The organism is Mesorhizobium sp. NZP2234, from assembly GCF_013170765.1.
Classification (GTDB): Bacteria; Pseudomonadota; Alphaproteobacteria; order Rhizobiales; family Rhizobiaceae; genus Mesorhizobium; species Mesorhizobium loti_D.
In genome coordinates this window covers 2824073-2850076 of sequence record NZ_CP033364.1, presented here as the reverse complement: position 1 = coordinate 2850076, position 26004 = coordinate 2824073, and the positions used below count along the sequence as shown (strand labels likewise).

The window sequence follows — 26004 nt, the reverse complement described above, 5'->3', positions numbered from 1 at the left end:
GGATGACCCGCATGCGCATGCCCCTTTTGGTCGCCGCGTTGCTGGCGACCTCTCCAGCGCTTGCCGGCACGCTGACGCTGGCGCCGACGACCGTGACCGAATGGAAGGCGGTCTATGGCCGTGTCGAGGCGCGCAACACCGTTCCGGCGCGCGCCCGCATCGGCGGGCTGATCGTCGACCTGGCCGTCACCGAGGGTGAAGCGGTCAAGGCGGGGCAGAAGATCGCCACCGTTCAGGACGACAAGATCGCCTTCCAGGTCGCGGCGCTGGACGCCCAGTTGCGCGCGCTGCGGGCACAGCTGGACACCGCGCAATCCGAACTCGCGCGCGGCCAGACGCTGGTCGACAAGGATGTCATGACCGCGCAGCGTCTTGACCAGCTGCGCACCGAGGTCGACGTCGCGCGCAACCAGCTTGCCGCGACCCAGGCCCAGCGTTCGGTGATCGTGCAGCAGGGCGCCGAAGGCGATGTCTTTGCTCCCGGCGATGGCCGCGTGCTGACCGTGCCGGTGACGCGCGGCGCCGTCATCATGGCTGGTGAAGTGGTCGCCACCATCGGTGGCGGCGGCGTGTTCCTGCGGCTGGCCGTTCCGGAGCGTTACGCTGCGTCCCTGAGGGAGGGAGCCGCCATCCGCATCAATGCCGGCGGCAAGGGAGCAGCCGGCCGCCTCGCCAAGATCTATCCGCAGATCGACAATGGCCGCGTCATCGCCGACGTCGAGGTCGACAATCTCGATACCAATTTCATCGATGCCCGTGTCCTGGTCGAGCTGCCGGTCGCCGAGCGCTCCGCGCTGCTGGTGCCGGCGTCGGCGATCGCAACCCGCTCGGGCATCGACTTCGTCCGCGTCACCGCCGGCGGCACACAGGCCGAACGGGCGGTGGTCGCCGGCGAGCGGACCAGGCGCGCCGACGGCGACTATGTCGAGATCCTGACAGGCCTCGCGGCCGGCGATGTCGTGATCACGCCATGAAGGGCCCTGCCTCGTTCGGTATCGCCGGCGCGCTGACGCGGGCTTTCATCGCCTCGCCGCTGACGCCGCTGTTCCTGGTCGCCGCATTCGCCTTCGGGCTGGTGGCGCTGCTCACGCTGCCGCGCGAGGAGGAACCGCAGATCTCGGTGCCGATGGTCGACATCTTCGTGCGCGCCGACGGGCTGAAGGCCGACGATGCCGTCAAGCTGATCACCGAGCCGCTGGAGACGATCGTCAAGGGCATCGACGGCGTCGAGCATGTCTATTCGCAGACGCGCGACGACCAGGTGATGGTCACCGCCCGCTTCGTCGTCGGTACCTCGTCCGACGCCGCCGTGCTGCGCGTCCACGACAAGGTGCGCGCCAACATGGACCGCATTCCCGTCGGCGTGCCCGAGCCGCTGATCGTTGGCCGCGGCATCGACGACGTCGCCATCGTCACGCTGACACTGTCGCCGAAGGCGGAGGCGGCCGCGCGCATGACGCCGAACGACCTGACCCGCGTCGCGCGCGAACTTCTCACCGAGATCGCCAAGATCGACAATGTCGGCCTGACCTACCTGGTCGGCGACACCGGTGAGATCATCCGCGTCGATCCGAACCCCGAAAAGCTCGCCCTTTACGGCGTCACCTTGCAGCAGCTTGCCACCAAGGTGTCGGGCGCCAACAAGGCCTTTCCGGCCGGACGCGTGCGCGACCGGGGCGAGCAGATCGACATCGTCGCCGGCGAAACGCTGGCCTCGCCGGACCAGATCGGCAACCTGCTCCTGACCTCGCGCGACAACCGCCCCGTCTATGTTCGCGACGTCGCCGACGTCGCCTTCGCCACCGACACCGGTGATGCGCTGGTGTCCACGGTCACCAGGGCTGGCGCCGGCGTGGAGCGCGTGCCGTCGGTCACGCTCGCCATCGCCAAGCGCGCCGGATCGAACGCCGTCGCGGTCGCCAACGCCATCCTGCACCGGGTCGCCCTGCTCGAGGGCGGACTGATCCCTGGCGATATGGCGATCGACGTGACGCGCAACTACGGCGAGACCGCCAACGACAAGGCCAATGAGCTCCTCTACCATCTCGGCCTGGCGACGATCTCGATCATCGTGCTGGTCTGGGTCGCCATCGGCCGCCGCGAAGCCATGGTCGTGGCCGTCGTCATCCCGGTGACCATCCTGCTCACGCTGTTTGCCTCGCGCGTCATGGGCTACACGCTGAACCGCGTCTCGCTGTTCGCGCTGATCTTTTCCATCGGCATCCTCGTCGACGACGCCATCGTGGTGATCGAGAACATCTCGCGGCACTGGGCCATGGGCGGCGGACGCGACCGCCGGCAGGCAGCGATCGAGGCGGTGGCCGAAGTCGGCAACCCCACCATCGTCGCCACCTTGACCGTGGTCGCCGCACTGCTGCCGATGCTGTTCGTCTCGGGAATGATGGGGCCTTACATGAGCCCGATCCCGGCCAACGCCTCGGCGGCGATGATCTTCTCCTTCTTCGTCGCGGTGACGGTGACGCCGTGGCTGATGCTCAAACTCGCCGGACGGGCGTCGGCACATGCCCATCGGGATCATGGCAATGGCGGCCCGCTCGGCCGCGCCTACACCGCCGTCGCCCGGCCGATCCTGGCCTCGAAGAAGGCGAGCTGGGCCTTCCTGCTTGTCGTCGGCCTGCTGACGCTCGGCTCGCTCGCGCTGTTCTACACCGAGCATGTCACGGTCAAGCTCCTGCCCTTCGACAACAAGTCCGAATTGTCGGTCACCATCGACCTGCCGGAAGGATCTTCCGTCGAGGCGACCGATGCGGTTGCACAGGCCGTCGCCGCCAGGGTTCTCGAGCTGAAGGAAGTCCGGTCGGTGCAGACACATGCCGCAACGGCGGCGCCCTTCAATTTCAACGGCCTCGTGCGCCATGCCGTCCTGCGCACCGAGCCGCGGCAGGGAGACGTGGCGCTCAACCTGCTGCCGAAAGCGAACCGTACCCGGTCCAGCCACGAGATCGCGCTCGACGTGCGCCAGCGCATCGCCACGATCCCGGTGCCGCAAGGCACCAGCCTGAAGGTGGTCGAGCCGCCGCCCGGTCCGCCCGTGATGGCAACGCTGCTGGCGGAGGTCTATGGACCCGACGGCGACACGCGCCGCAAGGTCGCCGAAAAGATCGAAACGGCATTCCGTTCCGTGCCCTTCATCGTCGACGTCGACAATTCCTGGGGACAGCCGGCACGCCGGCTGCGCGCCACGATTTCCACCGACGATGCGGAGTTCTTCCATGTCGAGGAAAGCGACGTCTTCGACACGCTCGCCATCCTCAATGGCGGCAAGACCGTCGGCTATTCGCATCGCGGCGGTGGCCGCCAGCCGATCCCGATCCGCATCGAGCGGCCGAAGGGTGAAAGGACGCTCGACGAGCGCTTCCTGACCACGCCCATCCCGGCCAATGTCCTGCCCGGCGGCCGCGGCGTGGTGGAACTCGGAGATGTCGTGCGGGTAACGCCGGAGCGCGCCTCGTTCCCGGTGTTCAGGCACAACGGTCGCGCCGCCGAAATGGTGACAGCCGAGCTTGCCGGCAGCTTCGAGGCGCCACTTTACGGCATGCTCGCCGTAAGCAAGGCCATCGACGCGCAGGACTGGACCGGACTGCAAAAGCCCGCGATCTCGCTGCATGGCCAGCCGGAGGATGAAAGCCGGCCAACGCTCTTGTGGGACGGCGAATGGGAAGTCACCTGGGTGACCTTCCGCGACATGGGCGCGGCCTTCGGCGTCGCCCTGCTCGGCATCTACATCCTGGTCGTCGCCCAGTTCGGCTCGTTCAAGGTGCCGCTGGTGATCCTGACGCCGATCCCGCTGACCTTCATCGGCATCCTCGGCGGACACTGGCTGTTCGGAGCGCCGTTCACCGCCACCTCGATGATCGGCTTCATCGCGCTGGCCGGCATCATCGTGCGCAATTCGATCCTGCTGGTCGACTTCATCCGTCACGCCGCGTCGCCCGACAGGCCGTTGCGCGAGGTACTTATCGAGGCCGGCGCGATCCGGTTCAAGCCGATCCTGCTGACAGCACTTGCCGCCATGATCGGCGCGGCGGTGATCCTGACCGACCCGATCTTCCAGGGGCTGGCGATTTCGCTGCTGTTCGGCCTGGCCTCCTCGACGCTGCTGACGGTGCTGGTCATCCCCGCGATCTACCGGGTGCTGCGCACGTAAAAAGGGTCAGGGCGACCTGATTCTGACCTGGATCAACTTCAGCTTCCTGCAAAGAGGCTAGAAACACCGGAACGGCGCCCGCCAGGCGGGCTGCAAAGCAGGTGGCACCATGTTCGAATACAGCATTGAAGCCAGACGGACCGATGCGCGAGGCAGCGTGGCCACGACCAAGAACGCCGCGCTTGTTCTCGACACCTGTCTCGAGGGCCGGGCCGATGCCTTCAATCCGGCCGAACTGCTTCTGGCGGCCGTTGGCGCCTGCATGATCAAGGGCATCGAGCGCGTCACCCCGATGCTCGGTTTCAAGCTGCGCGGCGTCAGGGTCGCGTTGCATGCCGTTCGGCGCGACAGCCCGCCGGGGATTGCCTCCATCGACTATGAGCTTGTCGTCGACACCGATGAAACCGACCAGCGGCTGGAGCTGCTGCACAAGAACGTCCGCAAATACGGCACGATTTCCAATACAGTCGCCGTCGCCACGAAACTCGAAGGCACGATCCGGAGAAAAGCATGAGCCGCCTGCATATCGAAAACCATTTGGTGTCACGCATCGGCTGGCTGCGCGCCGCCGTGCTGGGGGCCAATGACGGGATCGTCTCGACCGCCAGCCTGATCGTCGGCGTGGCGTCGGCCGCGGCACCGACTTCGCAGGTTCTGGTCGCCGGCATAGCCGGCCTGGTGGCGGGCGCCATGTCGATGGCGGCTGGCGAGTATGTCTCGGTCAGCTCCCAGTCGGACACCGAGAATGCCGACCTCGCCCGCGAACGCGAGGAACTCAGGTCCCAGCCGGAATTCGAGCGCGAGGAACTGGCGCAGATCTACGTCAAGCGCGGGCTGGAGGCAGGCCTGGCGCGTCAGGTCGCCGAGCAGCTGATGACCAGGGATGCTCTGGCCGCGCATGCCCATGACGAACTCGGCATTTCCGAAATGACCACGGCGCGGCCGATCCAGGCGGCGCTGACCTCGGCGGCGACCTTCAGCGTGGGCGCGGCCATGCCACTGCTCATGGTGCTGGTGTCGCCCGCCTCCATGCTGGTGCTGGCGGTCTCGGTGGCGTCCCTGCTTTTCCTCGCCTTGCTGGGCGCCATCGGCGCCAGGGCGGGCGGAGCCAACATCCTTCGAGCAACGCTGCGCGTCACCTTCTGGGGTGCCTTCGCCATGGCGCTCACCGCCGGCATCGGCGCGCTGGTCGGCACGGCGGTGTAGACGCCCGACAGTCGCGGCCCGCATCGATGCGTGGGTGGTTGAGGCGATGCCATTGAGCCATAAGGTCAACTTCAGACAACGTCCTTCACCTTGATGTCGACGCCAATCTCGCCTTTACCGACATCAAAGCGCGTCACGCAATCGTTCAATCAGGCGTCGAGGACCAGACAACGGATGCTCGAGCAATGGAGGCATCTGCGAATCCGGAATGACTTTAGGTAGCGGCGGGCCGGGGCAGCCGTCCTGAACCTTGGTCCAGGACGAAGCATTGAGCACGGTGTCGCAGCGCGCCAGGTGCGCGCCGCCGGCCACGACGAGGCAGGCAAAACCGCCGCCCGGGATGAACTGGCCGTTGGCCCGGCAGACCGATGCAGCCGGAGCGGGCCCCGGCGCCGGATCGCCCCCCGGGCAATGGTCGAGGACCTGTTTCCAGGACAGGATATTGAGGTTCACCTCGCAGCGGGCCAGGTGGCTCGCCCCGCCGACCCCTAGGCAGGCATATTGCCCGGGTTCAAGCCGCCCGATGTTAGCCATGCATACCGCATCGGCCCACGCCGGCACCGTCATACCGGCAAGTAGCACGGCGGCAGGAAATACGGCGCTCGTCAACTTGTTGGATCCATCGCTGATGCTGGCTCTATCGCATTGTCCGATTGTGGCAACATGAGGTCCGCTTGCGATGCCCACACCACCCGTGCCATCTGTCCGATGCAACCGACCGACCCGGATCAGCATGGCATCAAGACCACCACCCACCGGCAGGCCGTCCAAAGCCGGCGTCAGCCTGAACCGCGCGCTCTCCAAGCTCGGCCTGTGCTCGCGCACGCAGGCCGAGGTGCTGATCGCCGCGGGCCGCGTGCGCGTCGGCGGAAAGGTGGTGCGCGATGCCTCGCTGCGCGTCGACCTCGGCCGCGACCGCATCGTCGTCGATGGCGAGCATGTGGTCGCCGAGCGCAAGGTCTATGTCATGCTCAACAAGCCGCGCGGGCTGGTCACCACCCGCGACGACCCGCAGCAGCGCGACACCGTCTATGCCTGCCTGGAAGGGCTCGATTTGCCTTTCGTCTCGCCGGTCGGCCGCCTCGACAAGGCGAGCGAAGGCCTGCTGCTGATGACCAACGACACGCATTTCGCCAACCGGCTGATGGACCCGGGCTCGCACCTGCCCAAGACCTACCACGTCCAGATCGGCGCGGTGCCCGACGAAGCGATGCTGGACAAACTTCGCGCGGGCGTCACCGTCGACGGCGAGACCCTGACGGCCAATTCGATCGCGCTTTTGCGCAGCGGCGGCCGCACCGCCTGGCTGGAGATTGTGCTCGATGAAGGCCGCAACCGCCACATACGCCGGTTGCTCGCCGCGCACGGCATCGAGGTCAAGCGCCTTATCCGCATCGCCATCGGCCGGCTGCCGCTGGGCGACCTCGCCAAGGGCGCGGCGCGGCATCTGACGCCGGAGGAACTGGCGCTGCTGGCGGGCTGAGCGGCGAGGTCGCGAAGCGCTATTCGACGTCGATGCTCACGACCGTCTTATGGGCATTTCCCATATAGGTATGGGTCGAGAACGTGACCTCGTCATGTCCCTTGAACCCCGGATTCGACCGGTAGAGCCCCTTGATGCCGTTGACCTTGTGCGTGTTGCATTTCCAGCGCTCGTTCGATTTGGGGAAACCGGAATAGAGCTTTGCGTGCACAAGCCTGACCTTGCCGTGGGCTGGCCCGGCGATGACCCTGACATCGTTGGCGCCCGCGCTCGAACAGTCCTCATTGAGGCTCACATCCCTGAGGATATAGATCTCCTGTCCGGACAACGCCGTCTTTCGATAGCTCTCCGTCCCCGCGGCCGCGGGCCAGGCCGCCAATCCCAGAACCGTCAATGCGGCGACGAAACCTGCGGTTTTACGCACCATTTTTCAGCGATCTCCTGGCTGCATGAAGTCTCCTCCGGCCGAGAGGCGGCGATTGCGGCACCGCCGCTACTCGACCTTGATGTTGGCGACAAATCTGAAGGCATTGCCCTCATAGGTGTGGACCGAGAACGTGACCTGGTCCCACCCCGTGAATCCGGGTTTCGACCGGTAAAGCGCCTTGACGCCATCCGCCATGCGGGCATTGCATTTTGAACGCTCGTTCGATTTGGCATAAGACGGATGCACCTTGCCGTGAACGAGTTTTACATTTCCATGGCTCGGGCCGGAGACCACTCTCACGTCATCCTTGCCGGCGCTGGAACAGTCCGGGTTCAGGGTCGTACCACCGAAGACATAGATCTCCTGGCCCGAAAGCGCGGTCTTCTGGTAGGTGGACGAGCGGGTGTAGGCAGCCGCCGGAAAGGCCGTAAACGCCAGAACGGCAAGCCCCGTAATGACACTTGTCGCCCGGAAAACCATGTCACCCCCTCAGCCGATGAATTCTCCACCGACGACGCTATGATGACGCCAAGCAAACGGCCAATCACGGAAGCAGTACGTCCAATCAATTCTTGGTTATCAGAATAGAGCCCTGATACGACGCTGATGCATTTTGGTTTTTACAATAAATCCGCCCTGGCGCCTCCGACGGACGAACAGCGTCGCACCGGCCAGGCCGGAAGCGGCCTGGGCCGTTCAGTGCGCATGTGCAATCGGACAGGCCGGGCGATCAATCAAGCCTTGTTGGTGATCCACATGCTTGGCGCGCCGACCACGCCGGCGCTCGCCATCGCCTCTTTCAATTTTGGGTTTTTGATGAAGGCCTGCGCCTCGGCGACACTGGCGAAATCATGCGTCACGGTGACGTCGTTGGGGTTGTCCGCCGCCTGATAGACGGTCTCGGCTTTCACGCCACCGGCCTTTTGCACCGGCGCGAACCCGTCATAGACTTTGCGCCAGGCCTTGTAGTCGGACACGGTATGTCTCACGAACAAAGTCGTCATCATCCATTCCTCCCAGTTACCGTTGCGCCCAAGAGATCGACGATGGGCCGTCCAGTTTATCGCCCCAATCGGGCCCCTGGCAAACCCGCGAACGAATGAGAGCCGCCCGACAGGCGCCCGCAAAAGATTTTTTACCGTCGCACCGATGATTTCCACCCGCCTCGACTGTCCTGATCATCAGGCGCCGGAATCCTCTGGGCCGGAAAAGCGAGGTAATCCATGGAATCGTTGCAAGGTCAAAATGTCGTCGTGGTCGGAGGCAGCCGGGGTGTCGGCCGCTCGATCGTGGAAGCTGCCCTGGGTGAAGGCGCGACCGTGCTCGCCGTCGCCCGCGGCGCGGAAGCCCTGAAGGAGCTTTCCTGGGAGGCGTCCGGGGTCAGGACGCTGGCCGCCGACGCCACGCACGACACCGCGCCCGAGAGGGTGTTCGCCGCGCTGGAGCCGGACGTGCTGGTGATCTCGGCCGGCGCGTTTGCCCCATCGGCGCCCATCCAGGACCAGAGCTGGGACGATTTTTCGGTCAACTGGGAGATGGACGTGAAAGCCTCGTTCCTGTTCTGCAGGGCCGCCCTCCAGGGCCGGATGAAGCCGGGCAGCCGCGTGGTGCTGATTTCCAGCGGCGCGGCGCTGAGCGGCGGCCCGCCGAATTCCGGCGGCTATTCCGGCGCCAAGCGCATGCAGATGATCCTTGCCGCCCACAGCCAGAAGGAAGCCGACCGGCTTGGCCTTGGCCTGCGCTTCATGGCGCTGGCGCCGATGCGCATCATGGCCGGCACCGGCGTCGGCGAGCGCGGCATAGCGGGCGTCTCCGCTTATCTCGGCATCAGCCCGGCCGATTTCCTGGCCAGCATGAGCGATGTGCAGACACCCGCCGATGTCGGGCGCGCGGTGGTCGCGATGGCTGGCGGCAAGATGCCGGGCACGGCCTTCACGGTGAGCGGCAGCGGCCTTGCCGCCGCCGCGTGAGGCGCGCAGGATGCCGGCCGCAATGAGCATGGCGGGTTCGACATGACAGACGTTCCCGGCGCTTCCGAGCCCCAGGATCGGATAGGCCGGCCGGTTCTCGACCGGCCGGCCTTCGAGCGCCTGGCGACGGCCCACCGGCGCGAACTCAAGCTCCACTGCTACCGGATGATGGGTTCGCTGCACGAGGCCGACGATCTCGTCCAGGAAACGTTCCTCAAGGCCTGGCGCGGCCGCATGCAATTCGACGGGCGCGGCTCGCCGCGCGGCTGGCTCTACACGATCGCCACCAACGCCTGCCTCAACGCCATAAAGGCACGATCGTCGGCGCACCGCGTTCTCGAAGAGCCCGCACGGCCGCCGACCGAAGGGCCCGCCGCCGCCGGGCCGGCCGCCGGGCTTTCCTGGCTGGAGCCCTACCCCGACGCCGAGTTGCCGGACCTTGTCGATGGCGAGCCCGGCCCGGACGCGCGCTACGAGACCGGCGAAGCCGTGCGGCTGGCCTTCGTCGCCGCCATCCAGCTGCTGCCGCCCCGGCAACGCGCGGCGCTTCTGCTGTGCGATGTGCTGGGCTGGTCGGCGCTGGAGACGGCGCAATTGCTGGGCGGCACGACCGCCTCGGTCAACAGCGCCCTGCAGCGGGCGCGGGCGACACTTGGCAAGCGTTATCCGCAGGGACGTCCCTTGCAGCGATCGCAACCCAACCCCGAAGAGGGCCGGCTGCTCGAACGCTATGTCAGGGCCTGGCGGGCCGCCAATCTCGACGGCTTCATCGAACTGCTGCGCGAGGACGCCACCTACCACATGCCGCCGTGGCACGACTGGTACCGGGGCCGCCCCGCGATCCACGATTTCTTCAAGACCGTCTGGGGCAATTTCGCCGGCTACCGCGCCGTGGCCACGCGGGCCAACGGCCAGCCCGCCGTCGCGATCTACGCGCGGCGCCGCCAGGACCCGGAATGGCGCGCGCAATCGCTGCACGTCATCGAGCCGGCCCAAGGCGCCATCGCCTCGCTGACCGTCTATGTCGGCCCGCTCGGCGCCGGCTTGTTCGCCGCCTTCGGCCTGCCGCCGACCTGGTCCGAACCGGAGGCGTGAAGCCCGCATCTCTCTCCTGACGGAAAGGTGGCAGGAGGCCTGGCCTATAGGGAGGCCGGGAGCCCGGCCGCGGCTTCGACGATCAAGGAGCCCTGCGATGAATTTCGTCTCTGTCCGCATCATCACATCCGACGTCCAGCGCCTCGTGCGCTTCTACGGCGAGATTACCGGCATGCCGGCGACGGTCTACACCGAGGACTTCGCCGAACTGGCGACGCCTTCCTGCACGCTGGCGATCGGCAGCACGCGCACCTTGATGCTGTTCGGCGGCGACATCGCCCGCCCCGCCGACAACCACACCGCCATCCTCGAATTCCGCGTCGGCGACGTCGATGCCGAATTTTCCAGGCTGTCCGACTTGATCAGGAACGTGACCGTGCAGCAGCCGACCACCATGCCCTGGGGCAACCGCTCGCTGCTGTTCCGCGACCCCGACGGCAACCTGGTGAACTTCTTCACGCCGGTGACGGCGGAAGCCATCCGCAAGTTCGACAAGTAGGAGGCGGGCCGTGCGGTTTGAGTTGGTTCAGCGCCCGGCATCTGGAATTAGCCGAAGCCGCCCAACGCGTTCGTCATCCCAGGGCGAAGCAGGAGCGCAGCTCCGTCGCGGAGACCCTGGGATGACGAACGCGAGGAGGCGTCCGCGCCGAGCCTGCGCCGCTGCCGCCGCTACTTCAGGTTCCACTTGCGCACGACAGGCTCGCTGAGGTCATGCTCGTAACCGAGCACGCTGATGCTGGCCGTATCGAGCACGAACAGCGCGCCGCCTTCCGGCGGCAGGCCGAGCCAGCGGGCGGTGAGCACGCGCAGGAAATGCGCGCTGGAGAAGATCAGGATCGAGCCGCCGGCGTCGCGAAGTCGCCTGATGATCCTGTCGGCGCGGGCGCCGACATCGGCCGCCGTCTCGCCTTGCGGGCAGCCGTCGCGAAAGACGGTCCAGCCCGGCCGCTCGGCCAGGATCTCCTTGGTGGTGCGCCCTTCATAGGCGCCGTAGTCCCACTCCTGCAGGTCATCCATCTTGACGCTCCGCGCGCCAAAGCCGGCCAGCACGCTGGTGTTGTAGGCGCGCTGCGACGGGCTCGACCACACCGCCGAGAACGAAAGGCCCTTGAGCCGCTCCGCCACGCCCCGCGCGGCGGCCTCGCCGGCCGGCGTCAGCGGCGTGTCGGTGCGGCCGGTATGCTGCCCCGAAAGGCTCCACGCCGTCTCGCCATGCCGGACCAGATGGATTTGCGGAAACGCGCTACTCATACGCTCGGCCTTTCGTGGATGTCGGGCCAAGCTGTAGCGGTCCGTACGGCACAGCGAAAGGCCCGGCGGCAATGGCGGCGCTGGCGGCGCTGGCCGGGGCAATCTTTGCGCTGCATCACCGCTGGCTTACAAATCCGTAAGGTCCTCGCCAGCGCGTTTTCATGAACCTGTCATATCAACGCGCCTATCCTTGATCCATCGCGAGGCTGCGAGACGAGGGACACTTCAATGAAAATGCTATCTCTGGCGCTGGCGGCGGGCACGCTGACGGCGGCGTTCGCTGGCGCGCTGTCTGATTCCAGCGCCGTCGCCGCACCCTACAAGCACGTGTTGCTTATCAGCGTCGACGGGCTTCATGCGCTCGATCTGGAAAACTATGTCGCCGCGAATCCGACAAGCTCGTTCGCCACGCTCGCCCATACGGGGATTTTCTATCCCAACGCGCTGACCAGCGCCCCGTCCGACTCGTTCCCCGGTTTTGTCGCGCAGGTGACCGGCGGCACGCCCAAATCGACGGGCGTGTTCTACGACGACAGCTACGACCGCACCTATTTCGCCCCGGCTTCGGATTGCAAGGGCGAGCCGGGTGCCGAAGTGGCCTTCGCCGAGAATATCGACGTCGATCCGACGCGCCTTGATGGTGGCGGCAGGCCGGGCGATTTCCGCAGCCAGATCGACCCGGCAAAGTTGCCGATGACGCTGGTCAAAGGCAAGTGCTCGGTGGTCTATCCGCATGATTTCGTGCGGGTCAACAACGTCTTCGAGATCGTGAAAGCCCATGGTGGCCGCACAGCCTGGTCCGACAAGCACCCGGCCTACGAATGGCTGAACGGACCTTCGGGCAAAGGCGTCGACGACCTCTACGCGTTGGAACAGGACAGCCTGATCCCCGGTACGAAGGTCAAGACGACGGGCAGCTTCAAGGCCGAACGTGACTTTGACGAAGCGCGGGTCCAGGCGGTGATCAACGAAATCAAGGGCCTCGACAGCACCGGCGCGCATCACGTTGCGGTTCCCGCGCTTTTCGGCATGAATTTCCAGGCGGTAAGCGTGGGGCAGAAGCTTCCCAAGGCCGGTCCCGGCGACCAGGCCGGTCTGGTCGGCGGCTATGTCGATGCCAGCGGCGCGCCGGGCAGTGGTCTTGCGGGGCAGCTCGCCTATGTCGACGGCGCCCTCGGCGAACTGATGGCCGCGCTCAAGGGCAATCATCTCGCCGACTCGACCCTGATCATACTGGCCTCGAAGCATGGCCAGTCGCCAATCGACCCGGCGACGTTCCAGCCACTGGACGATGATCCATACACGAAGACACCGGGCTATGCCTTCCACATCGCCGACGACGCCGCGCTGATCTGGCTCAAGCCGCAAGACAGGGTGAAGAACCTGGCGGCGGCGCAGGATTATCTCGAGAAATCGAGCAAGGCTGAAGGCATCGCCCAGATCCAGCCGCCGAATGCGCTGGCTCTCGCCTATCAGGATCCAGCCACCGACAGCCGTACGCCGGACTTCATAGCCACGGTCAATCCGGGTGTGGTTTACACATCTGGTTCGAAGATTGCCGAGCATGGCGGCGCCAATGCGAACGATCGCAACGTGGCGCTCCTCATCAGCGGTCCTTCGCTCAAGCCGAGGTCGGTGCCAGCCCTGGTGCAGACGACGCAGGTGGCGCCCACCATCCTGCGGGCCCTTGGCTATGACCCGAACGAGCTCCAGGCCGTGAAGCTCGAAGGCACCCAGGAGCTGCCGGCGACGCCGTTCTAGGCCTGGAGCGGGATCATGCGGTTTCACATTGGCCGCCGGGCCTGCCCGGCGGCCAATTGTTTGCGACCCGGCATTGTTTGCGCAAAGGCGACCGCATCGCCAATGGCAGGCTGCATCGGACCGGCCTGACGCTGGTTTCAGGCCCTCCTCGCCTGGCCCTGATCCACATGAAGCTGGCCCTGTGAGGAGGCCCACCGCGCAACTATATCAGGCCAAGCCGTTCCAAGGCTCCCGCCACCCCAAGGGCATCGGCCCTTGCACAACAGGTCAGATCACCATGTACAAACATCTGCTCATCGCCACCGACGGATCGGAACTGGCGGACAAGGGCGTCGCCCATGGCCTCACATTGGCCAAGGGCATCGGCGCCACAGTCACCTTCGTCACCGTCTCGGAACAATTCCCGATCTTCGCCTGGGGCGGAGCCATGGCCGGCTATGCCGCCGGCGATGAACTGGCCGTCTACCAGGAAGAATCGCGCAAATACGGCAAGGAGGTTCTGGCCAAGTGCAAGGCTTCGGCCGATGCGGCCGGCGTCTCCGCCGAGGTGGTCCATGTCGAGGACAAAAGGCCCGCCGAGGCGATCCTGGACCTGTCGCAGGCGCTGGGCTGCGACCTGATCGTGATGGCCTCGCATGGCCGCCGCGGACTGGGCAAGCTGCTTCTGGGCAGCCAGACGGCGGAAGTGCTGTCCTACACCGCAATCCCGGTGCTGGTCGTTCGATAGAGCGCGCCGCAAGCGCGGCTAGTGCAGCGCCTCCCCCGCGAGGTAGGCGCCCAGCACCAGCAGGCCTATCAGGAACACCGTGCGAAATGTCTCGACGCTCATTGTCCGGCGCAGTGCCTGGCCGATGAACATGCCGGCCAGCGCCGGCGCCAGCGCCAGGACCGATCCCGTCAGTTGCGTCGCCGGCGACGCCAGGGCGCCTGTCCGCAGCAGGCCGATGGCGAGCGCGACCGTCGATATGGTGAAGGACAGGCCGAGCGCCTGGATCAGGTCCTCCTTCTCCAGCCGCAGCGATTGCAGATAGGGCACCGCCGGGATGACGAAGACACCGGTGGCGCCGGTGACCAGCCCGGTCGCCAAGCCGACCAGTGGTGAGGCCCATACCTCGTGACGCGCCGGCGCGGTGAAGCCAGACTTGAACAGGCCGAGCAAGGCATAGAGCACCAGCGCCGCGCCAAGCCCTGCCGAGGCAGCGCCTGAATGCGCGCCGGTGAGCACCCCAGCCCCGGCGACGGTGCCCAGCATGATGCCGGCCATCATCGTCCACAGCCGCCTGATGAGCCCACCGAAGGAAGGACCGGTGAACAACTGCCAGAGATTGGTAACCAGCGACGGAATCAGCAGCAGCGCGGCGGCCTCGGCCGGCGGCATCGTCACCGCCAGCAGCCCTATCGCCACGGTCGGCAACCCCATGCCGACGATGCCCTTGACGAAGCCGGCGGCCAGAAAAACGCCGCCGATCCACGCGATGACGCCGGCGCTCAGCACGACCGCACCTTCTCCGCGGGATCAGTCATGCTGCAGCATGTCCGTCGCGTCGGCATCAGAACTGAGTCTTGGCGCGGCATCGCGGCTGACGGCAACGGCCGATGCCGTGCATTCCCGCAAACCAAGCTGCGCCCGCGCCACGGCAGGCGAGGCCACCGCGACCGCCAGCACGATCGCCGCGCTTTCAAGGATGCCGGGCCGGCCCGAGGTCTTGTCACTCATCGCACATCTCCATGGCGAATGATTCTCAGGCAATGAGAGCGTTCTGCAAGGCATGGACTTTTGCCCTATGCCCTTCGCCCAAGCGGGACGATGAATCGGCCTGTCGGCGAAACCACCCAAGGCTCGCATAGTTCTTGCGCGGCCCCTTGACCCGCCACGCCTCCACCCATTCGTCCCGGCCGCGAAAGAAGAAACGCCCGACATAGAGATCGGCGCCACAGAGATGGCGGACGGTCTGCGCCGGCTCCGGCCCTAGCTCGATGAAGTCGTGGCCGTCGGCATGAAGGATGCGCACCGAGCGCTGGCCCGGCTCGAGCCGGTAGCGCCGGCTTGCCGGCATTTCCTGGGATCCGATGCGCATGGTTCCATACTCGGTGAAGGCATCGGCCGTGACGACGGCGTCACCGGCGAAGCAATGGGTCGCGCCGGTCAGGAAATCGATCATGGTGCGGCGGACTCTCCAGTCGCCGACGAGGTGGTCCGCCATTGCCCCCTTCCTCGTCACAGGGATCAAGCATGCTTCTCCGGTCAAATGCGATAGAGCCCCATGTCGACTTGATCAGGCAAATTCCCTATCGCCGCAAGTCACCGTGGAAAAGAAATCCGGTCAAGTCAGGCCAGTTCAATGCCCGCGCGTCTCGGCCAAATCCGGCCGCGCATCAGCGCGATGGCGGCCGGCTCCCCATCGAGAGCCGGCCGTTCCGATGGGCGGCTCAGGCCGCCGTCGGATAGTCCGTATAGCCCTTGGCATCACCGCCATAGAACGTCGCCTTGTCCGGGGTGTTCAGGTCGGCATTGCGCTTCAGCCGGCTGACGAGGTCGGGATTGGCGATGAACAGCTTGCCGAACGCGACAAGGTCCGCATAGCCGTCGGCGACAGCCTTTTCGGCCAACTCCTTGTCGTAGCCATTGTTCACCAGCCAGGCACCTGTGCCGCCGGCCTTGCGATAGCTGGCCTTGAGTTCTTCGTAGTCGAACGGCTTGTCGCCCTGGCTGAAATCGCGCGCGCCGCCGGTCGCGCCTTCGACGATATGGACATAGGCCAGGCCGCGGCCGCCCAGGCCTGCCACCGCGTGGTTGAAAAGCGGCTGCGGATCGGCATCCGAAGTGTCGTTGGCGGGCGTCACCGGCGACAGCCTGATCCCGGTCCTGCCGGCACCGACAGCGCCCGTCACCGCGTCGACCACCTCGAACAGGAATCGCGTCCGGTTCTCGATGGAGCCGCCATAATCATCGGTGCGATGGTTGGTGCCCGAGCGCAGGAACTGGTCGATGAGATAGCCGTTGGCGCTATGGATCTCGACGCCGTCAAAACCCGCCACCTCGATCGCCGCTTTGGCGGCGCGGCGAAAATCATCGACGATGCCGGGGAGTTCGGCCGCATCGAGCGCGCGCGGCTCGGAGGTCTCGACGAACTCACCGCTGCCATCGGGCTTGACCAGGAAAGTCTTGGAGTTCGCCCTGATCGCGGACGGCGCCACCGGCTTGCCGCCGCCGGGCTGCAACGCGGTGTGCGAGATGCGCCCGACATGCCAGAGCTGGACCACGATCTTGCCGCCGGCTTTATGGACGGCGTCGGTGACGCGCTTCCAGCCGGCAAGCTGATCCGCGCCATAGAGACCGGGCACGTCGGCGTAGCCCTGGCCCTGATGGCTGATGGCGGTGGCCTCCGTCACGATCAGCCCGGCCGTGGCGCGCTGGCTGTAATAAGTCACCGACAGGTCGCCGGGCACCGCATTGGGTGAGCGATTGCGCGTCAGCGGCGCCATGACGATGCGGTTCGCCAGCGCCAGGTCGCCGACCCGCAGGGGATCAAAAAGGGTAGCCATGAGAAATGCCTTTCATGCATTCGGGGGAGGAAGCGGGGAGGATCGTCAGAGATCGGACAAGGCGGCCTGAAAGGCGGCGATGGTTTCTTCGTTGCGCTTGTAGAACACCCATTGGCCGACCCGCCGCGTGGTGACGAGGCCGGCCGACGCAAGCGTCGCCAGATGCGCCGACACGGTGGACTGCGCCAGGCCGCAACGTTCGAACTGGCTGGCGCAGACGCCCATTTCGAGCGGATGCTCCTGCGCGGTGAAGTGCTTTTCAGGCTCCTTCAGCCACGCCAGGACATCGCGCCGAACCGGGTGCGCCAGCGCCTTCAATATGATGTCGTGTTCCATCTTCACCCGCATCGATCTCGGTCGATATATAGATCGGGCGGAGGCGATATGGCAGGAAATCCATGCCATTATTCGCGGCAATCACAGCATGTTGATCTCCGGCCAGGGCACGAACCGGAATTGCCGCCGCCAGCGGCGAAACGCGCCGCCATGCAGTCACACGACCGCCAGCACCTTGCCGGTATCGTGCTGGCGCACGAAGTCGACGCGCGCACCGTCCCAGTGGTAGCTGTAATGCCGGCCCTGCACCGGAACAGGGATGACATCAGGCCAGAAGATGCCGATGCATTGCCCCCCAGGCATGCGCACGCTGTTCCACACCAGCCCGTCGCTGCCTTGCGCCCGCAGCGCCTGCCCTTCCGCCTGCGAGGCGGTGTAATCGTCCGGGTCGAGCACGCCGGGCACGGCGTTGACGTCATCGAGGTCGCGGTCGACGCTGCCGATCAGCACGCGAAAGTCAGCCGTCCAGCCCGGATCTTCCTTGGTGGCGCGCATGAAATTCTGGTGATGGTGGATGGTTTCGGCCAGCGCCACATCCTCGCTGTCGCCGGCATAATAGAGGCCGTAGCTGCCATCCGAGAAGCGCCCGGGCCGCAGCGTCGAACAATGCACGAAGGGCGCCATGACGAAGCTGGCGCCGGGGCCGGACACCCGCCTTGCCGCCGCGACCTTGCCGAGGTCGCCGATCTCAAGCCGGATCCGCGGATTGGTCTTCTCCTCGACCGAGGCCAGCGCCTCCCAGTCGCGCGGATCGGCGATGTCCTCGAACAGGTCGATCGGCGGATGGATGGAACGGATGATGCGATAGGTCTGGGGCCAGTGGACGCGGCGCCGGACCGCGAGTCCACTCACCATGCACCACGCTCCGCATCGAGCCATTCGCGCATGGCGGCAAGATCGGAGATTTCGCCGCGCAGCATCAGGTCGAGCGCCGACTGGCCGCCGAAAGTGGCATTGGGCTTGCGGATCCAGGCATAGCCGCGCGCCGGCTCGGTGAAGAGATAGCGCAGGCCCTTGTGGATGCCCATCAGATGCGCCATGCGGGTCCGCAAATCGCGGTCGATCCGCCCGATGCCGCCCTCCTTCCACCGCGCCCAGGTGCGCGCCGACATGCCGCCGAGCAGGATGCAGGCCTCGAGGTCGGTGAGGCCCCACGCCTTGAACAAATTGACCGTGGTGCGCGCAAGCGCCCCCGCCTCCTCATCCGAGATGGCGCTGCCGACCGTGGCCGGCGTCGTGACGATCGATTGAAGCTGCATTTGCTCACCCTGCTATTGGCATACATATAGCATGTATTTGCCAATTGGCAAGAAACGGCTAGCGGAGCTCAAAAGGCGATTGCTCCGGATCAACGATCGCTTTGGCTTGTGATGAAGGCCACCCATCGCCGAAGCTGGCGCCGCCCTCATCGCCCTGCCGGGCACTTCTCCCCGTATAGTGACGGGGAGAAGGGGCTGGCCGCAACGCTGGCGTCCACCTTTGCAACGCTGGTGATTGGCGAAACCGGCTATGACAGCACCCCTCTCCCCGTCACTATACGGGGAGGATGCCGGCAGGCAGGTGAGGGGCAGCACCGGCCTCGGGCGATTGCCCAAGTCCCACAAAGTCGCGCGCCGCCTGTAGGGGCTCTATCGGTCCTTACTCAGCCGCCTCATACCCCGCGATGCCCTTGATCTCGAGGAAATCCTCAAGGCCATATTCGGCGTATTCGCGGCCGTTGCCGGACTGCTTGTAGCCGCCGAAGGGCAGGCCGGCGTCCCAGGTCGGGTAGTTGATGTAGACATTGCCGGAGCGCATGCGTGCCGCGACGTCGCGCGCCTTCTGGATGTCCTTGGCCTGGATGTAGGAGGCAAGGCCGTAGACGGTGTCGTTGGCCTGCTCGACCGCCTGTTCGACCGTGTCATAGGGCAGGATCGCCAGCACCGGCCCGAAGATCTCCTCGCGCGCGATGCGCATGTCATGGGTGACGTCGGCGAACACGGTCGGCCTGATGTAATAGCCGCGGTTCAGCTCGGCCGGGCGGCCGGGGCCGCCGGCGACCAGCGTCGCACCCTCGTCGATGCCGCTCTGGATCAGGTCCTGGATCTTGTCGAACTGGACCTGGCTGACGACAGGGCCAAGCTTGGTGTTGGCGCCGTCGGCCGGGCCGACCACGAACTTTTCCGCTGCCGCCTTGGCGTGAGCAGCGGCCTCGTCATGGCGATCGCGCGGCACGAACATGCGCGTCGGCGCGTTGCAGGACTGGCCGCTATTGCCGAAGCAGCCGGCGACTCCCTTGGAGACGGCGGTGGCGAGGTCGACATCCGGGAACAGGATGTTGGCCGACTTGCCGCCAAGCTCCTGATGCACCCGCTTGACCGTGTCGGCGGCGGCCTTGGCCACCAGGATGCCGGCCCGGGTCGAACCGGTGAACGACATCATGTCGATGTCGGGATGGCTGGACAGCGCCTGGCCGACGCCTGGGCCGTCGCCATTGACGAGGTTGAACACGCCCTTCGGCACGCCGGCCTCGTCGATGATCTCGGCGAAGATGATGGCGTCGAGCGGCGCGATTTCCGACGGCTTCAGCACCATGGTGCAGCCTGCGGCGAGTGCCGGACCGACCTTGCAGGTGATCTGGTTCAGCGGCCAGTTCCACGGGGTGATCAGGCCGACGACGCCGATCGGCTCCTTGACGATCAGCGCGCTGCCCTTGACGTGGCGGAACTGGAACGTCTTCAGCGTCTCGGCCATCTTCTGGAGATGCGCGAGGCCAACGCCGACTTGGCTGTCGAGCGCGAATTGGCGCGGCGCGCCCATTTCGCGCGATACGGCAAGAGCCAGATCGGAGCTGCGCTTCTTGTAGACCTCGATGACGCGGTTGAGGATATCGAGGCGCTCTTCCACCGAGGTGAAACCGAACGTATTGAAGGCGCGCTTGGCGGCGGCCACCGCCTTGTCGACATCGGCCTTGGAGCCGAGCGAGATCTGCGCGAAGGCATCCTCGTTCGAGGGATCGATGACATCGAGCGTGTTGGGCACGACAGGATCGACCCACGCGCCATCGATATAGAACTGCAGATTGTGTGACATGGTTTTCTCCTTGGGGGCCGCGGGGCCGTTCCGGCCGTGATATCCAGCTAGAGATAACGATGCACAAACGCCGCTGTCAAACGCAACCTCCGAAGTGGTTGAGCCAGCACGCCAGTGATTGAGCCACAGACGTCGGGCGATGTAGCGGCTCGACGGCTACCTGGCATCACGCAAGTATTCGCTCAAATTGCAAGCGTATGTCCCGCCTCGCCCAACAGCCGTCTCGCCGCTTCCTGATCCGCCGCTTTCACCAGCAGATGATCGCCGTCGAAGGTGGATACCAGGAAGATGCCCAGTCCGTTCTCAGACAGCGGCTGGATGACCGACAACACGATGCCGGTTTCGTCGAAAGCAAAGGGCCCCTGCAATTTGAAGGCGACCCAGTCGCGATCGTGCTTGACCGTGCCGGGAACGCGATCCTGCAGGCACGTGAGCGAAAGCTCGTCATCGGTCCTGGTGATGCTGACGAAGCCCGGCCCGTCCGCCCAGCCGGGAATCCCGTCGCCCGCCCCGAGCCGTGAAATCGCGTACAGCCCGGGAAGTTGCTTCAATTTGACCCTGGCAGCCATCGTCGTTTCCTCCGCTTGCCCGCTATCGCGCCAGTTTCTTGCTCATATAGACCGTCATGCCGCCCATGAACGGCTCCTCCCGGTCGATCACATAGCCGTGCCATTTGTACAGCGACACATTGGCGGCGAAAGCACCGTTGGTCAGCAGGCGCAGCTCCGGGCGACCGGCTTCGAGCGCCTTCTGTTCAGCCCGCTCCAGCAACAGCCGCCCGATGCCCCTGCCCTGCGCCTGCGGCGCCACGCAGACATTCTCGATCCACAGGTGGTCGTCGGCCAGCACGGTTTCGATCATGCCCACGACGCGGCCGTCCGCGATTGCAAGATCGAACGGATGCTCGGCCACGGCCTTGTCGTAGTCGGCGCGCATCGGCAGCGGCTCGCGGCCGATCACCGGCACCCATTTCGCATAGGCTGCGCGCACGATGTCCCGGATCGCGGCGGCGTCGGCGGTTTCGGCCGGCCGAAACCGGATGGAATTGTTTGTCATCACAAGGCTCCAGGCATGAAAAACCCCGCCGGCGTTGTCGCGGGCGGGGCTGGAAACGAACGAACCGGATCTATCCTGCCGGCCTTCGTCGTCGCGCACTCAGCTTGCCGCTCCGTGCAGGGCGGCGGCGTCGGTTGGTGTTGGTGGGCGCGAGGGTGAACATGGCGCCAAGCTGGAGCAGGAAAGGCATTGCTGTCAAGGTTTGGAAATTTGCAACGCCCCCAACACTTCGTCATCCACGGGCGGAGCAAGGAGCGAAGCGACGCGGCGCAGACCCGAGGATGACGAAGTGTTGGACGTTTGCGCCAATCACCGAAGGCGTGCGGCGCTTCAATGCGAGCGAGCGTCAAACATCCCTGCCGCGCCCTAATACTCCTGCGCCGTCGGCCTGAACAGGATCTCGTTGATGTCGACCTCGTCGGGCTGGCTCATGGCGAACACCACCGTCCTGGCGAACGAATCGGCGGGGATGGCCACCCGGTCATAGAGCGCGCGCACGCCCGCCGCGACATCGGCCTCGGTGACGCTGTCGGGCAGCTCCGTCGCCACGGCACCGGGCGAGATGATGGTGGTGCGGATGTTGTAGGGTTTTACCTCCTGCCGCAGCCCTTCGGAGATGATGCGCACCGCGTGCTTGGTGGCGGCATAGACCGCACCGCCCGGCCCGACCTTGTGGCCTGCCACGGAAGACACGTTGATGATATGGCCGCTCTTCTGCGTCTTCATATGCGGCAAGGCGGCGGCTATGCCGTAGAGCACGCCCTTGATGTTGACATCGATCATGCGGTCCCAGTCCTCGACCTTGCCGCGCTCCAGCGGCGAGTGCGGCATCAGGCCGGCATTGTTGATGATGACGTCGACGCGGCCATGCGTCTTCACCGCCTGGTCGACGAGCCGCCGGACCTGGCCGACATCGGTCACGTCGGTTGCCAGGACGGCATCCTTGCCGAGCGACAACTCGCCAGCCAGTGCCTCGAGCCGGTCGAGGCGGCGCGCGCCCAGCACCAGCTTGGCACCCTCTTTCGCCAGCAGCCGCGCGGCGGCTTCACCCAGCCCGCTGCTGGCGCCGGTGATGACGACGACCTTGCCCTTGATGTTCTCGGTCATGATAATTTTCCTTCCTGTTCCGCCTCAGCGATCGATCCTGGCCGCCTGTTGCGGCGAATAGCGCTCTCCCTGCACCGCAATCGCCGAGACCGCGTTTTCGATGCCGGCAAGATCGTCCGCCGTCAGCGCGACGCCGCACGATCCGATGTTCTCCTCGAGACGATTGAGCTTCGTCGTGCCGGGGATCGGAACGATCCATGGCTTTTGCGCCAGCAGCCAGGCGAGCGCGACCTGTGCCGGGGTCACCTTCTTTTCGCCCGCGATCGCGACGATCGCGTCGACCAGCGCCTGGTTGGCCTTGCGGGCCTCTTCCGCGAAGCGCGGCACGGTGTTGCGGAAGTCGCTGCTGTCGAAGGTCGTGTTGGCGTTGATGGCGCCGGTGAGGAAACCCTTGCCCAGCGGGCTGAAGGGCACGAAGCCGATGCCCAGTTCCTCGAGCACCGGCAGGATCGCCTCCTCGGGTTCGCGCCACCAGAGCGAGTATTCGCTTTGCAGGGCCGCGACGGGCTGCACCGCATGGGCGCGCCGGATGGTGCGCACACCCGCCTCTGAGAGGCCGAAATGCTTCACCTTGCCTTGGCTGATCAGGTCCTTGACCGTGCCAGCCACCTCCTCGATCGGCACGACCGGATCGACGCGGTGCTGATAGAGGAGATCGATGCGGTCTGTCCTCAGCCGCTTGAGCGAGGCCTCGACGACGTCGCGAATATGCCGCGGCCGGCTGTCCATGCCTTCATGTCCGGCCGTGCCGGCGATGTCGATGCCGAATTTGGTGGCGATCACCACCTGGTCGCGGATCGGCCGCAGCGCCTCGCCGACGACCTCCTCGTTGGTGAAAGGTCCATAGACCTCCGCGGTGTCGAAGAAGGTGATGCCGCGCTCGAACGCGGAACGGATCAGGCGGACGGCATCCGGCGTCGCCATCGGTGCCCCGTAGGACTGGCTCATGCCCATGCAGCCGAGCCCGATGGCCGAGACTTCGAGGCCGCTTGTTCCAAGTGTGCGCTTTTGCATTGTCTTGCTCCTTTGTTCAGGCCTGGTACTGCGCGTCGCTGACGTGCTCCATCCAGTCGACGGCCTTGCCGTCGAGCGCCTCCTGGATGGCGATATGGGTCATGGCGGTGGTGGGCGCCGCGCCGTGCCAGTGCTTTTCACCGGGCTCGAAGCGGACCACATCACCGGGCCGGATCTCCTCGACTGGCCCGCCCTCGCGCTGCACGCGGCCGCAGCCGGCGGTGACGATCAGCAACTGCCCGAGCGGATGGGTGTGCCACGCCGTGCGCGCGCCGGGCTCGAAGGTAACGGCATTGCCGGCCGCGCGGGCAGGCGCGATGGCCGCAAACAGCGGGTCGATGCGCACCGTGCCGGTGAACCAGTCGCCCGGGCCTTTCGCCGAAGGCTGCGAGCCGCTTCGCTTGATGTCCATGGGTTTTCCCTTTCGAAGCCGGGGCAGGACGCCGCCGGTTTTCAAGGCCGCCGTCCTCGGGCAGCCGATGGCGCTTATTTAGCGGCTGCGATTGGCCTGGATTAGGTGCTATATCCGGCATGTACTTATGAGACAGGCTCATCAATGCCGCGAGACAACCTCAACGAGCTCACCGCCTTCCTTGCGGTTGCGCGCGAAAAAAGCTTCACCAGGGCGGCGGCACAGCTTGGCGTGTCGCAATCGGCGCTCAGCCACACGGTGCGCGCGCTGGAGGAGCGGCTGGGCGTGCGGTTGCTCACCCGCACCACGCGCAGCGTGTCGCCCACCGAGGCCGGCGAGCGCCTGGTGCGCTCCGTCGGGCCGAGGCTTGACGAGATCGAGACCGAACTTGCCGCCTTGAGCGCCTTGCGTGAAAAGCCCGCCGGCACCATCCGCGTCACCGCCGGCGAGCACGCGGCCGACGCCGTGTTGTGGCCGGCGATATCAAGGCTTTTGCCCGACTATCCCGACATCAGGGTCGAGATCATCGTCGACTACGGCCTGACCGACATCGTCGCCGAGCGCTACGATGCCGGCGTGCGGCTTGGCGAACAGGTGGCGTACGACATGATCGCGGTTCGCATCGGTCCCGACATGCGCATGGCCGTGGTCGGCTCGCCGGCCTACTTCGCCCGGCGCCCAAAGCCCCGCACGCCGCAGGACCTGACCACTCACAATTGCATCAATTTGCGTTTGCCGACCTATGGCGGGCTCTATGCCTGGGAATTCGAAAAGGCCGGGCGCGAGCTGAAAGTGCGCGTCGAGGGACAGTTGATCTTCAACACGGCGGGGCTGCGCATGAATGCCGTGCTGGCAGGCCTCGGCCTTGCCTACCTGCCGGAGGATCAGGTGAAGGCGCAATTGACCGACGGCCGACTGGTGCGGGTGCTGGCCGACTGGTGCCCGCCCTTCCCCGGCTACCACCTTTACTACCCCAGCCGCCGCCAGGCGACGCCGGCCTTCTCGCTGCTGGTCGACGCGCTGCGGCACAGGGAATAGTCCCGCTCCATCTGGACTGTCTCCACGGTCGTTCTATCTTTGCCGGATCTGACGAACCCGGAGCCGTTGCCGTGACCCAAACCGACCTCTATCGAGGCTATATCGACTGCCTCAACAACCAGGATTGGCAAAGGCTGCATCGCTTCGTCCATGACGAGGTGCACTATAATGGCGACCGGGTCGGCCTTTCGGGCTACCGCGCCATGCTGGAACGGGATTTCCGGGAAATCCCGGATCTCTATTTCGACGTCCAGCTGCTGATTGCCGAGCCACCGTTCATCGCCAGCCGCCTTCGGTTCAACTGCACGCCGAAGGGGACCTTTTTCGGCTTGCCCATCAACGGCAAAAAGGTCTCCTTCAGCGAGAACGTGTTTTATGAATTTCTCAACGACCGGATCAGGAACGTCTGGTCGGTCATCGACAAGGCGGCGATCGAAGCGCAGCTCTGATTTCAGGTGCGATGAATGTCTCTCCTCGCAGCTGGTGGTAAACTTGCCTACCTTGCGTCGCAGGAGACACACAGATGGCCAATGTCGAGAAAGTGAGCGTTGCCCTCACCCCTGAAATGGCACGCATGATGCGCCAGGTCGTTGCGGCGGGCGAATACGCCTCGGCGAGCGAAGTCATGCGTGAGGCGCTGCGCGAATGGAAATTTCGCCGGATGCAGCGTGATCAGGCTGTCGACGAGTTGGGCCGGCTTTGGGATGAAGGCATGGCAAGCGGCAACGCCGTCGACGGTGGCGAAGCCTTCGCCCGGATCAAAAGCAAGCTCGACGCCAGGATCGCCGAGCGCACGTCGCGATGACGCTGCGCCTACGGCCGGAAGCCGAAGCGGATATCGAAGCCATCGCGCTCTATATCGCCGAGCATAGTCCCTCGGCGGCACTGCGCTGGTATGACGAAATCCATGCCCATTGCCAGCGGATCGCCGACATGCCGGGAATGGGTGTTGCCCGGCCGGACGTGCGGCGGGGCTTGCGCACCCTGCAGGAAATTACCTGATCCTCTATCGCCAGATTGACGACGGCGCGGAGATCGTGCGCGTGGTTCATGGCGCGCGTC

General features: G+C 65.6%; 32 protein-coding genes. 14 read left to right on the top strand and 18 right to left on the bottom strand.

Annotation, left to right across the window (positions count from 1 at the left end):
- Positions 1–11: 11 nt before the first annotated feature.
- The 4 genes from EB230_RS14035 (at position 12) to EB230_RS14020 (ending at position 5374) form a co-directional block, all read left to right on the top strand.
- Positions 12–974, top strand: a complete 963-nt coding sequence (locus tag EB230_RS14035; RefSeq protein ID WP_246738951.1) for an efflux RND transporter periplasmic adaptor subunit — start codon at positions 12–14, stop codon at positions 972–974.
- Positions 971–4168 carry an efflux RND transporter permease subunit gene (locus tag EB230_RS14030; protein WP_172372756.1) on the top strand — a complete coding sequence of 1066 codons (3198 nt, stop codon included), beginning with the start codon at positions 971–973 and terminating at the stop codon, positions 4166–4168. The genes EB230_RS14035 and EB230_RS14030 overlap by 4 nt, the downstream gene beginning before the upstream one ends.
- Before the next feature lie 109 nt (positions 4169–4277).
- A complete protein-coding gene (locus EB230_RS14025; protein ID WP_056571014.1) occupies positions 4278–4682 on the top strand; it encodes an OsmC family protein in 405 nt (134 codons plus the stop codon).
- Positions 4679–5374, top strand: a complete 696-nt coding sequence (locus EB230_RS14020) for a VIT family protein (protein ID WP_172372754.1) — start codon at positions 4679–4681, stop codon at positions 5372–5374. Before EB230_RS14025 ends, EB230_RS14020 begins: the two co-directional genes overlap by 4 nt.
- 123 nt (positions 5375–5497) lie before the next feature.
- Here EB230_RS14020 and EB230_RS14015 read toward each other — a convergent pair whose 3' ends face one another.
- Positions 5498–5983, bottom strand: coding sequence for a hypothetical protein (locus EB230_RS14015; RefSeq protein WP_246738950.1), 486 nt, complete (start codon positions 5981–5983; stop codon positions 5498–5500).
- A 124-nt stretch (positions 5984–6107) separates the two neighbouring features.
- On the opposite strand from EB230_RS14015, the gene EB230_RS14010 reads away from it, so the two are divergent.
- Positions 6108–6857: a pseudouridine synthase gene (locus EB230_RS14010; RefSeq protein WP_056571008.1), complete on the top strand. Its 750-nt coding sequence runs from the start codon at positions 6108–6110 to the stop codon at positions 6855–6857.
- A gap of 19 nt (positions 6858–6876) precedes the next feature.
- On the opposite strand, the gene EB230_RS14005 is transcribed toward EB230_RS14010, so the two are convergent.
- The 3 genes from EB230_RS14005 to EB230_RS13995 form a co-directional block, all read right to left on the bottom strand.
- Positions 6877–7284 (bottom strand): hypothetical protein, encoded by a 408-nt coding sequence (locus EB230_RS14005; protein ID WP_172372752.1) that lies wholly within the window; start codon positions 7282–7284, stop codon positions 6877–6879.
- Between the two features lie 66 nt (positions 7285–7350).
- On the bottom strand, positions 7351–7764 hold the full coding sequence (locus EB230_RS14000) for a hypothetical protein (protein ID WP_172372750.1): 414 nt from the start codon (positions 7762–7764) through the stop codon (positions 7351–7353).
- 254 nt (positions 7765–8018) lie between these two features.
- Entirely contained in the window at positions 8019–8288 is a 270-nt protein-coding gene (locus EB230_RS13995; protein ID WP_056572063.1) for a hypothetical protein, read from the bottom strand.
- Positions 8289–8507: 219 nt separating this feature from the next.
- Here EB230_RS13995 and EB230_RS13990 point away from each other — a divergent pair, with 219 nt between their 5' ends.
- The 3 genes from EB230_RS13990 to EB230_RS13980 all read left to right on the top strand — a co-directional run bounded on the left by EB230_RS13990 (position 8508) and on the right by EB230_RS13980 (position 10848).
- Positions 8508–9254, top strand: a complete 747-nt coding sequence (locus tag EB230_RS13990) for an SDR family NAD(P)-dependent oxidoreductase (protein ID WP_172372748.1) — start codon at positions 8508–8510, stop codon at positions 9252–9254.
- A gap of 42 nt (positions 9255–9296) precedes the next feature.
- Positions 9297–10349 carry a sigma-70 family RNA polymerase sigma factor gene (locus EB230_RS13985; protein WP_172372746.1) on the top strand — a complete coding sequence of 351 codons (1053 nt, stop codon included), beginning with the start codon at positions 9297–9299 and terminating at the stop codon, positions 10347–10349.
- A 97-nt stretch (positions 10350–10446) separates the two neighbouring features.
- Entirely contained in the window at positions 10447–10848 is a 402-nt protein-coding gene (locus EB230_RS13980) for a VOC family protein (RefSeq protein ID WP_172372744.1), read from the top strand.
- A 170-nt stretch (positions 10849–11018) separates the two neighbouring features.
- On the opposite strand, the gene EB230_RS13975 is transcribed toward EB230_RS13980, so the two are convergent.
- Entirely contained in the window at positions 11019–11600 is a 582-nt protein-coding gene (locus EB230_RS13975; protein WP_172372742.1) for a histidine phosphatase family protein, read from the bottom strand.
- A gap of 228 nt (positions 11601–11828) precedes the next feature.
- Here EB230_RS13975 and EB230_RS13970 point away from each other — a divergent pair, with 228 nt between their 5' ends.
- Positions 11829–13361, top strand: coding sequence for an alkaline phosphatase family protein (locus tag EB230_RS13970; RefSeq protein ID WP_172372740.1), 1533 nt, complete (start codon positions 11829–11831; stop codon positions 13359–13361).
- A 277-nt stretch (positions 13362–13638) separates the two neighbouring features.
- Positions 13639–14088, top strand: a complete 450-nt coding sequence (locus EB230_RS13965) for a universal stress protein (RefSeq protein ID WP_172372730.1) — start codon at positions 13639–13641, stop codon at positions 14086–14088.
- 18 nt (positions 14089–14106) lie between these two features.
- Here EB230_RS13965 and EB230_RS13960 read toward each other — a convergent pair whose 3' ends face one another.
- The 13 genes from EB230_RS13960 to EB230_RS13900 all read right to left on the bottom strand — a co-directional run bounded on the left by EB230_RS13960 (position 14107) and on the right by EB230_RS13900 (position 23904).
- On the bottom strand, positions 14107–14856 hold the full coding sequence (locus EB230_RS13960) for a sulfite exporter TauE/SafE family protein (RefSeq protein ID WP_172372728.1): 750 nt from the start codon (positions 14854–14856) through the stop codon (positions 14107–14109).
- Between the two features lie 21 nt (positions 14857–14877).
- Positions 14878–15078: a hypothetical protein gene (locus tag EB230_RS13955; protein ID WP_172372726.1), complete on the bottom strand. Its 201-nt coding sequence runs from the start codon at positions 15076–15078 to the stop codon at positions 14878–14880.
- A gap of 25 nt (positions 15079–15103) precedes the next feature.
- Positions 15104–15565: a DUF6314 family protein gene (locus EB230_RS13950; protein ID WP_172372724.1), complete on the bottom strand. Its 462-nt coding sequence runs from the start codon at positions 15563–15565 to the stop codon at positions 15104–15106.
- Positions 15566–15791: 226 nt separating this feature from the next.
- Entirely contained in the window at positions 15792–16907 is a 1116-nt protein-coding gene (locus tag EB230_RS13945; RefSeq protein ID WP_172372722.1) for an alkene reductase, read from the bottom strand.
- A gap of 45 nt (positions 16908–16952) precedes the next feature.
- A complete protein-coding gene (locus EB230_RS13940; RefSeq protein ID WP_056570980.1) occupies positions 16953–17243 on the bottom strand; it encodes a metalloregulator ArsR/SmtB family transcription factor in 291 nt (96 codons plus the stop codon).
- A 156-nt stretch (positions 17244–17399) separates the two neighbouring features.
- Positions 17400–18098: an RES family NAD+ phosphorylase gene (locus tag EB230_RS13935; protein ID WP_056570978.1), complete on the bottom strand. Its 699-nt coding sequence runs from the start codon at positions 18096–18098 to the stop codon at positions 17400–17402.
- Positions 18092–18502 (bottom strand): MbcA/ParS/Xre antitoxin family protein, encoded by a 411-nt coding sequence (locus tag EB230_RS13930; RefSeq protein ID WP_056570976.1) that lies wholly within the window; start codon positions 18500–18502, stop codon positions 18092–18094. The genes EB230_RS13935 and EB230_RS13930 overlap by 7 nt, the downstream gene beginning before the upstream one ends.
- A gap of 379 nt (positions 18503–18881) precedes the next feature.
- Positions 18882–20315 carry an aldehyde dehydrogenase family protein gene (locus tag EB230_RS13925; protein WP_056570974.1) on the bottom strand — a complete coding sequence of 478 codons (1434 nt, stop codon included), beginning with the start codon at positions 20313–20315 and terminating at the stop codon, positions 18882–18884.
- A gap of 182 nt (positions 20316–20497) precedes the next feature.
- Positions 20498–20884, bottom strand: a complete 387-nt coding sequence (locus EB230_RS13920) for an ACT domain-containing protein (protein WP_172372720.1) — start codon at positions 20882–20884, stop codon at positions 20498–20500.
- A gap of 22 nt (positions 20885–20906) precedes the next feature.
- Positions 20907–21374, bottom strand: coding sequence for a GNAT family N-acetyltransferase (locus EB230_RS13915; RefSeq protein ID WP_162258923.1), 468 nt, complete (start codon positions 21372–21374; stop codon positions 20907–20909).
- Positions 21375–21737: 363 nt separating this feature from the next.
- Positions 21738–22478, bottom strand: coding sequence for an SDR family oxidoreductase (locus tag EB230_RS13910; protein WP_056570968.1), 741 nt, complete (start codon positions 22476–22478; stop codon positions 21738–21740).
- A 24-nt stretch (positions 22479–22502) separates the two neighbouring features.
- Positions 22503–23492 (bottom strand): aldo/keto reductase, encoded by a 990-nt coding sequence (locus tag EB230_RS13905; RefSeq protein ID WP_172372718.1) that lies wholly within the window; start codon positions 23490–23492, stop codon positions 22503–22505.
- A gap of 16 nt (positions 23493–23508) precedes the next feature.
- Entirely contained in the window at positions 23509–23904 is a 396-nt protein-coding gene (locus EB230_RS13900; RefSeq protein ID WP_056570964.1) for a cupin domain-containing protein, read from the bottom strand.
- A gap of 144 nt (positions 23905–24048) precedes the next feature.
- Between EB230_RS13900 and EB230_RS13895 the strand changes: the two genes are divergently transcribed.
- The 4 genes from EB230_RS13895 (at position 24049) to EB230_RS13880 (ending at position 25944) form a co-directional block, all read left to right on the top strand.
- The gene (locus EB230_RS13895) at positions 24049–24942 is read left to right on the top strand and encodes a LysR family transcriptional regulator (protein ID WP_056570962.1); all 894 of its coding nucleotides are present in this window, start codon (positions 24049–24051) and stop codon (positions 24940–24942) included.
- A gap of 71 nt (positions 24943–25013) precedes the next feature.
- Complete coding sequence (locus EB230_RS13890; RefSeq protein ID WP_056570960.1) at positions 25014–25391, top strand: ester cyclase; 378 nt, start codon at positions 25014–25016, stop codon at positions 25389–25391.
- 74 nt (positions 25392–25465) lie between these two features.
- On the top strand, positions 25466–25747 hold the full coding sequence (locus tag EB230_RS13885; RefSeq protein ID WP_056570957.1) for a type II toxin-antitoxin system ParD family antitoxin: 282 nt from the start codon (positions 25466–25468) through the stop codon (positions 25745–25747).
- Entirely contained in the window at positions 25744–25944 is a 201-nt protein-coding gene (locus EB230_RS13880) for a type II toxin-antitoxin system RelE/ParE family toxin (RefSeq protein WP_244494065.1), read from the top strand. The genes EB230_RS13885 and EB230_RS13880 overlap by 4 nt, the downstream gene beginning before the upstream one ends.
- Positions 25945–26004: the final 60 nt, after the last annotated feature.

Excerpts from the sequence above, each read along its gene's own strand:
- EB230_RS13920 (WP_172372720.1), bottom strand. The coding sequence starts at position 20,884 with ATGGCTGCCAGGGTCAAATTGAAGCAACTTCCCGGGCTGTACGCGATT.
- EB230_RS13880 (WP_244494065.1), top strand. The coding sequence starts at position 25,744 with ATGACGCTGCGCCTACGGCCGGAAGCCGAAGCGGATATCGAAGCCATC.
- EB230_RS13985 (WP_172372746.1), top strand. The coding sequence starts at position 9,297 with ATGACAGACGTTCCCGGCGCTTCCGAGCCCCAGGATCGGATAGGCCGG.
- EB230_RS13935 (WP_056570978.1), bottom strand. The coding sequence starts at position 18,098 with ATGGTGAGTGGACTCGCGGTCCGGCGCCGCGTCCACTGGCCCCAGACC.
- EB230_RS13885 (WP_056570957.1), top strand. The coding sequence starts at position 25,466 with ATGGCCAATGTCGAGAAAGTGAGCGTTGCCCTCACCCCTGAAATGGCA.
- EB230_RS13990 (WP_172372748.1), top strand. The coding sequence starts at position 8,508 with ATGGAATCGTTGCAAGGTCAAAATGTCGTCGTGGTCGGAGGCAGCCGG.
- EB230_RS13910 (WP_056570968.1), bottom strand. The coding sequence starts at position 22,478 with ATGACCGAGAACATCAAGGGCAAGGTCGTCGTCATCACCGGCGCCAGC.
- EB230_RS13980 (WP_172372744.1), top strand. The coding sequence starts at position 10,447 with ATGAATTTCGTCTCTGTCCGCATCATCACATCCGACGTCCAGCGCCTC.
- EB230_RS13925 (WP_056570974.1), bottom strand. The coding sequence starts at position 20,315 with ATGTCACACAATCTGCAGTTCTATATCGATGGCGCGTGGGTCGATCCT.
- EB230_RS14010 (WP_056571008.1), top strand. The coding sequence starts at position 6,108 with ATGGCATCAAGACCACCACCCACCGGCAGGCCGTCCAAAGCCGGCGTC.
- EB230_RS13975 (WP_172372742.1), bottom strand. The coding sequence starts at position 11,600 with ATGAGTAGCGCGTTTCCGCAAATCCATCTGGTCCGGCATGGCGAGACG.
- EB230_RS14025 (WP_056571014.1), top strand. The coding sequence starts at position 4,278 with ATGTTCGAATACAGCATTGAAGCCAGACGGACCGATGCGCGAGGCAGC.
- EB230_RS14035 (WP_246738951.1), top strand. The coding sequence starts at position 12 with ATGCGCATGCCCCTTTTGGTCGCCGCGTTGCTGGCGACCTCTCCAGCG.
- EB230_RS14005 (WP_172372752.1), bottom strand. The coding sequence starts at position 7,284 with ATGGTGCGTAAAACCGCAGGTTTCGTCGCCGCATTGACGGTTCTGGGA.
- EB230_RS13900 (WP_056570964.1), bottom strand. The coding sequence starts at position 23,904 with ATGGACATCAAGCGAAGCGGCTCGCAGCCTTCGGCGAAAGGCCCGGGC.
- EB230_RS13905 (WP_172372718.1), bottom strand. The coding sequence starts at position 23,492 with ATGCAAAAGCGCACACTTGGAACAAGCGGCCTCGAAGTCTCGGCCATC.
- EB230_RS14020 (WP_172372754.1), top strand. The coding sequence starts at position 4,679 with ATGAGCCGCCTGCATATCGAAAACCATTTGGTGTCACGCATCGGCTGG.
- EB230_RS13995 (WP_056572063.1), bottom strand. The coding sequence starts at position 8,288 with ATGACGACTTTGTTCGTGAGACATACCGTGTCCGACTACAAGGCCTGG.
- EB230_RS13965 (WP_172372730.1), top strand. The coding sequence starts at position 13,639 with ATGTACAAACATCTGCTCATCGCCACCGACGGATCGGAACTGGCGGAC.
- EB230_RS13930 (WP_056570976.1), bottom strand. The coding sequence starts at position 18,502 with ATGCAGCTTCAATCGATCGTCACGACGCCGGCCACGGTCGGCAGCGCC.
- EB230_RS13895 (WP_056570962.1), top strand. The coding sequence starts at position 24,049 with ATGCCGCGAGACAACCTCAACGAGCTCACCGCCTTCCTTGCGGTTGCG.
- EB230_RS13970 (WP_172372740.1), top strand. The coding sequence starts at position 11,829 with ATGAAAATGCTATCTCTGGCGCTGGCGGCGGGCACGCTGACGGCGGCG.
- EB230_RS13950 (WP_172372724.1), bottom strand. The coding sequence starts at position 15,565 with ATGGCGGACCACCTCGTCGGCGACTGGAGAGTCCGCCGCACCATGATC.
- EB230_RS13940 (WP_056570980.1), bottom strand. The coding sequence starts at position 17,243 with ATGGAACACGACATCATATTGAAGGCGCTGGCGCACCCGGTTCGGCGC.
- EB230_RS13955 (WP_172372726.1), bottom strand. The coding sequence starts at position 15,078 with ATGAGTGACAAGACCTCGGGCCGGCCCGGCATCCTTGAAAGCGCGGCG.
- EB230_RS13945 (WP_172372722.1), bottom strand. The coding sequence starts at position 16,907 with ATGGCTACCCTTTTTGATCCCCTGCGGGTCGGCGACCTGGCGCTGGCG.
- EB230_RS14030 (WP_172372756.1), top strand. The coding sequence starts at position 971 with ATGAAGGGCCCTGCCTCGTTCGGTATCGCCGGCGCGCTGACGCGGGCT.
- EB230_RS14000 (WP_172372750.1), bottom strand. The coding sequence starts at position 7,764 with ATGGTTTTCCGGGCGACAAGTGTCATTACGGGGCTTGCCGTTCTGGCG.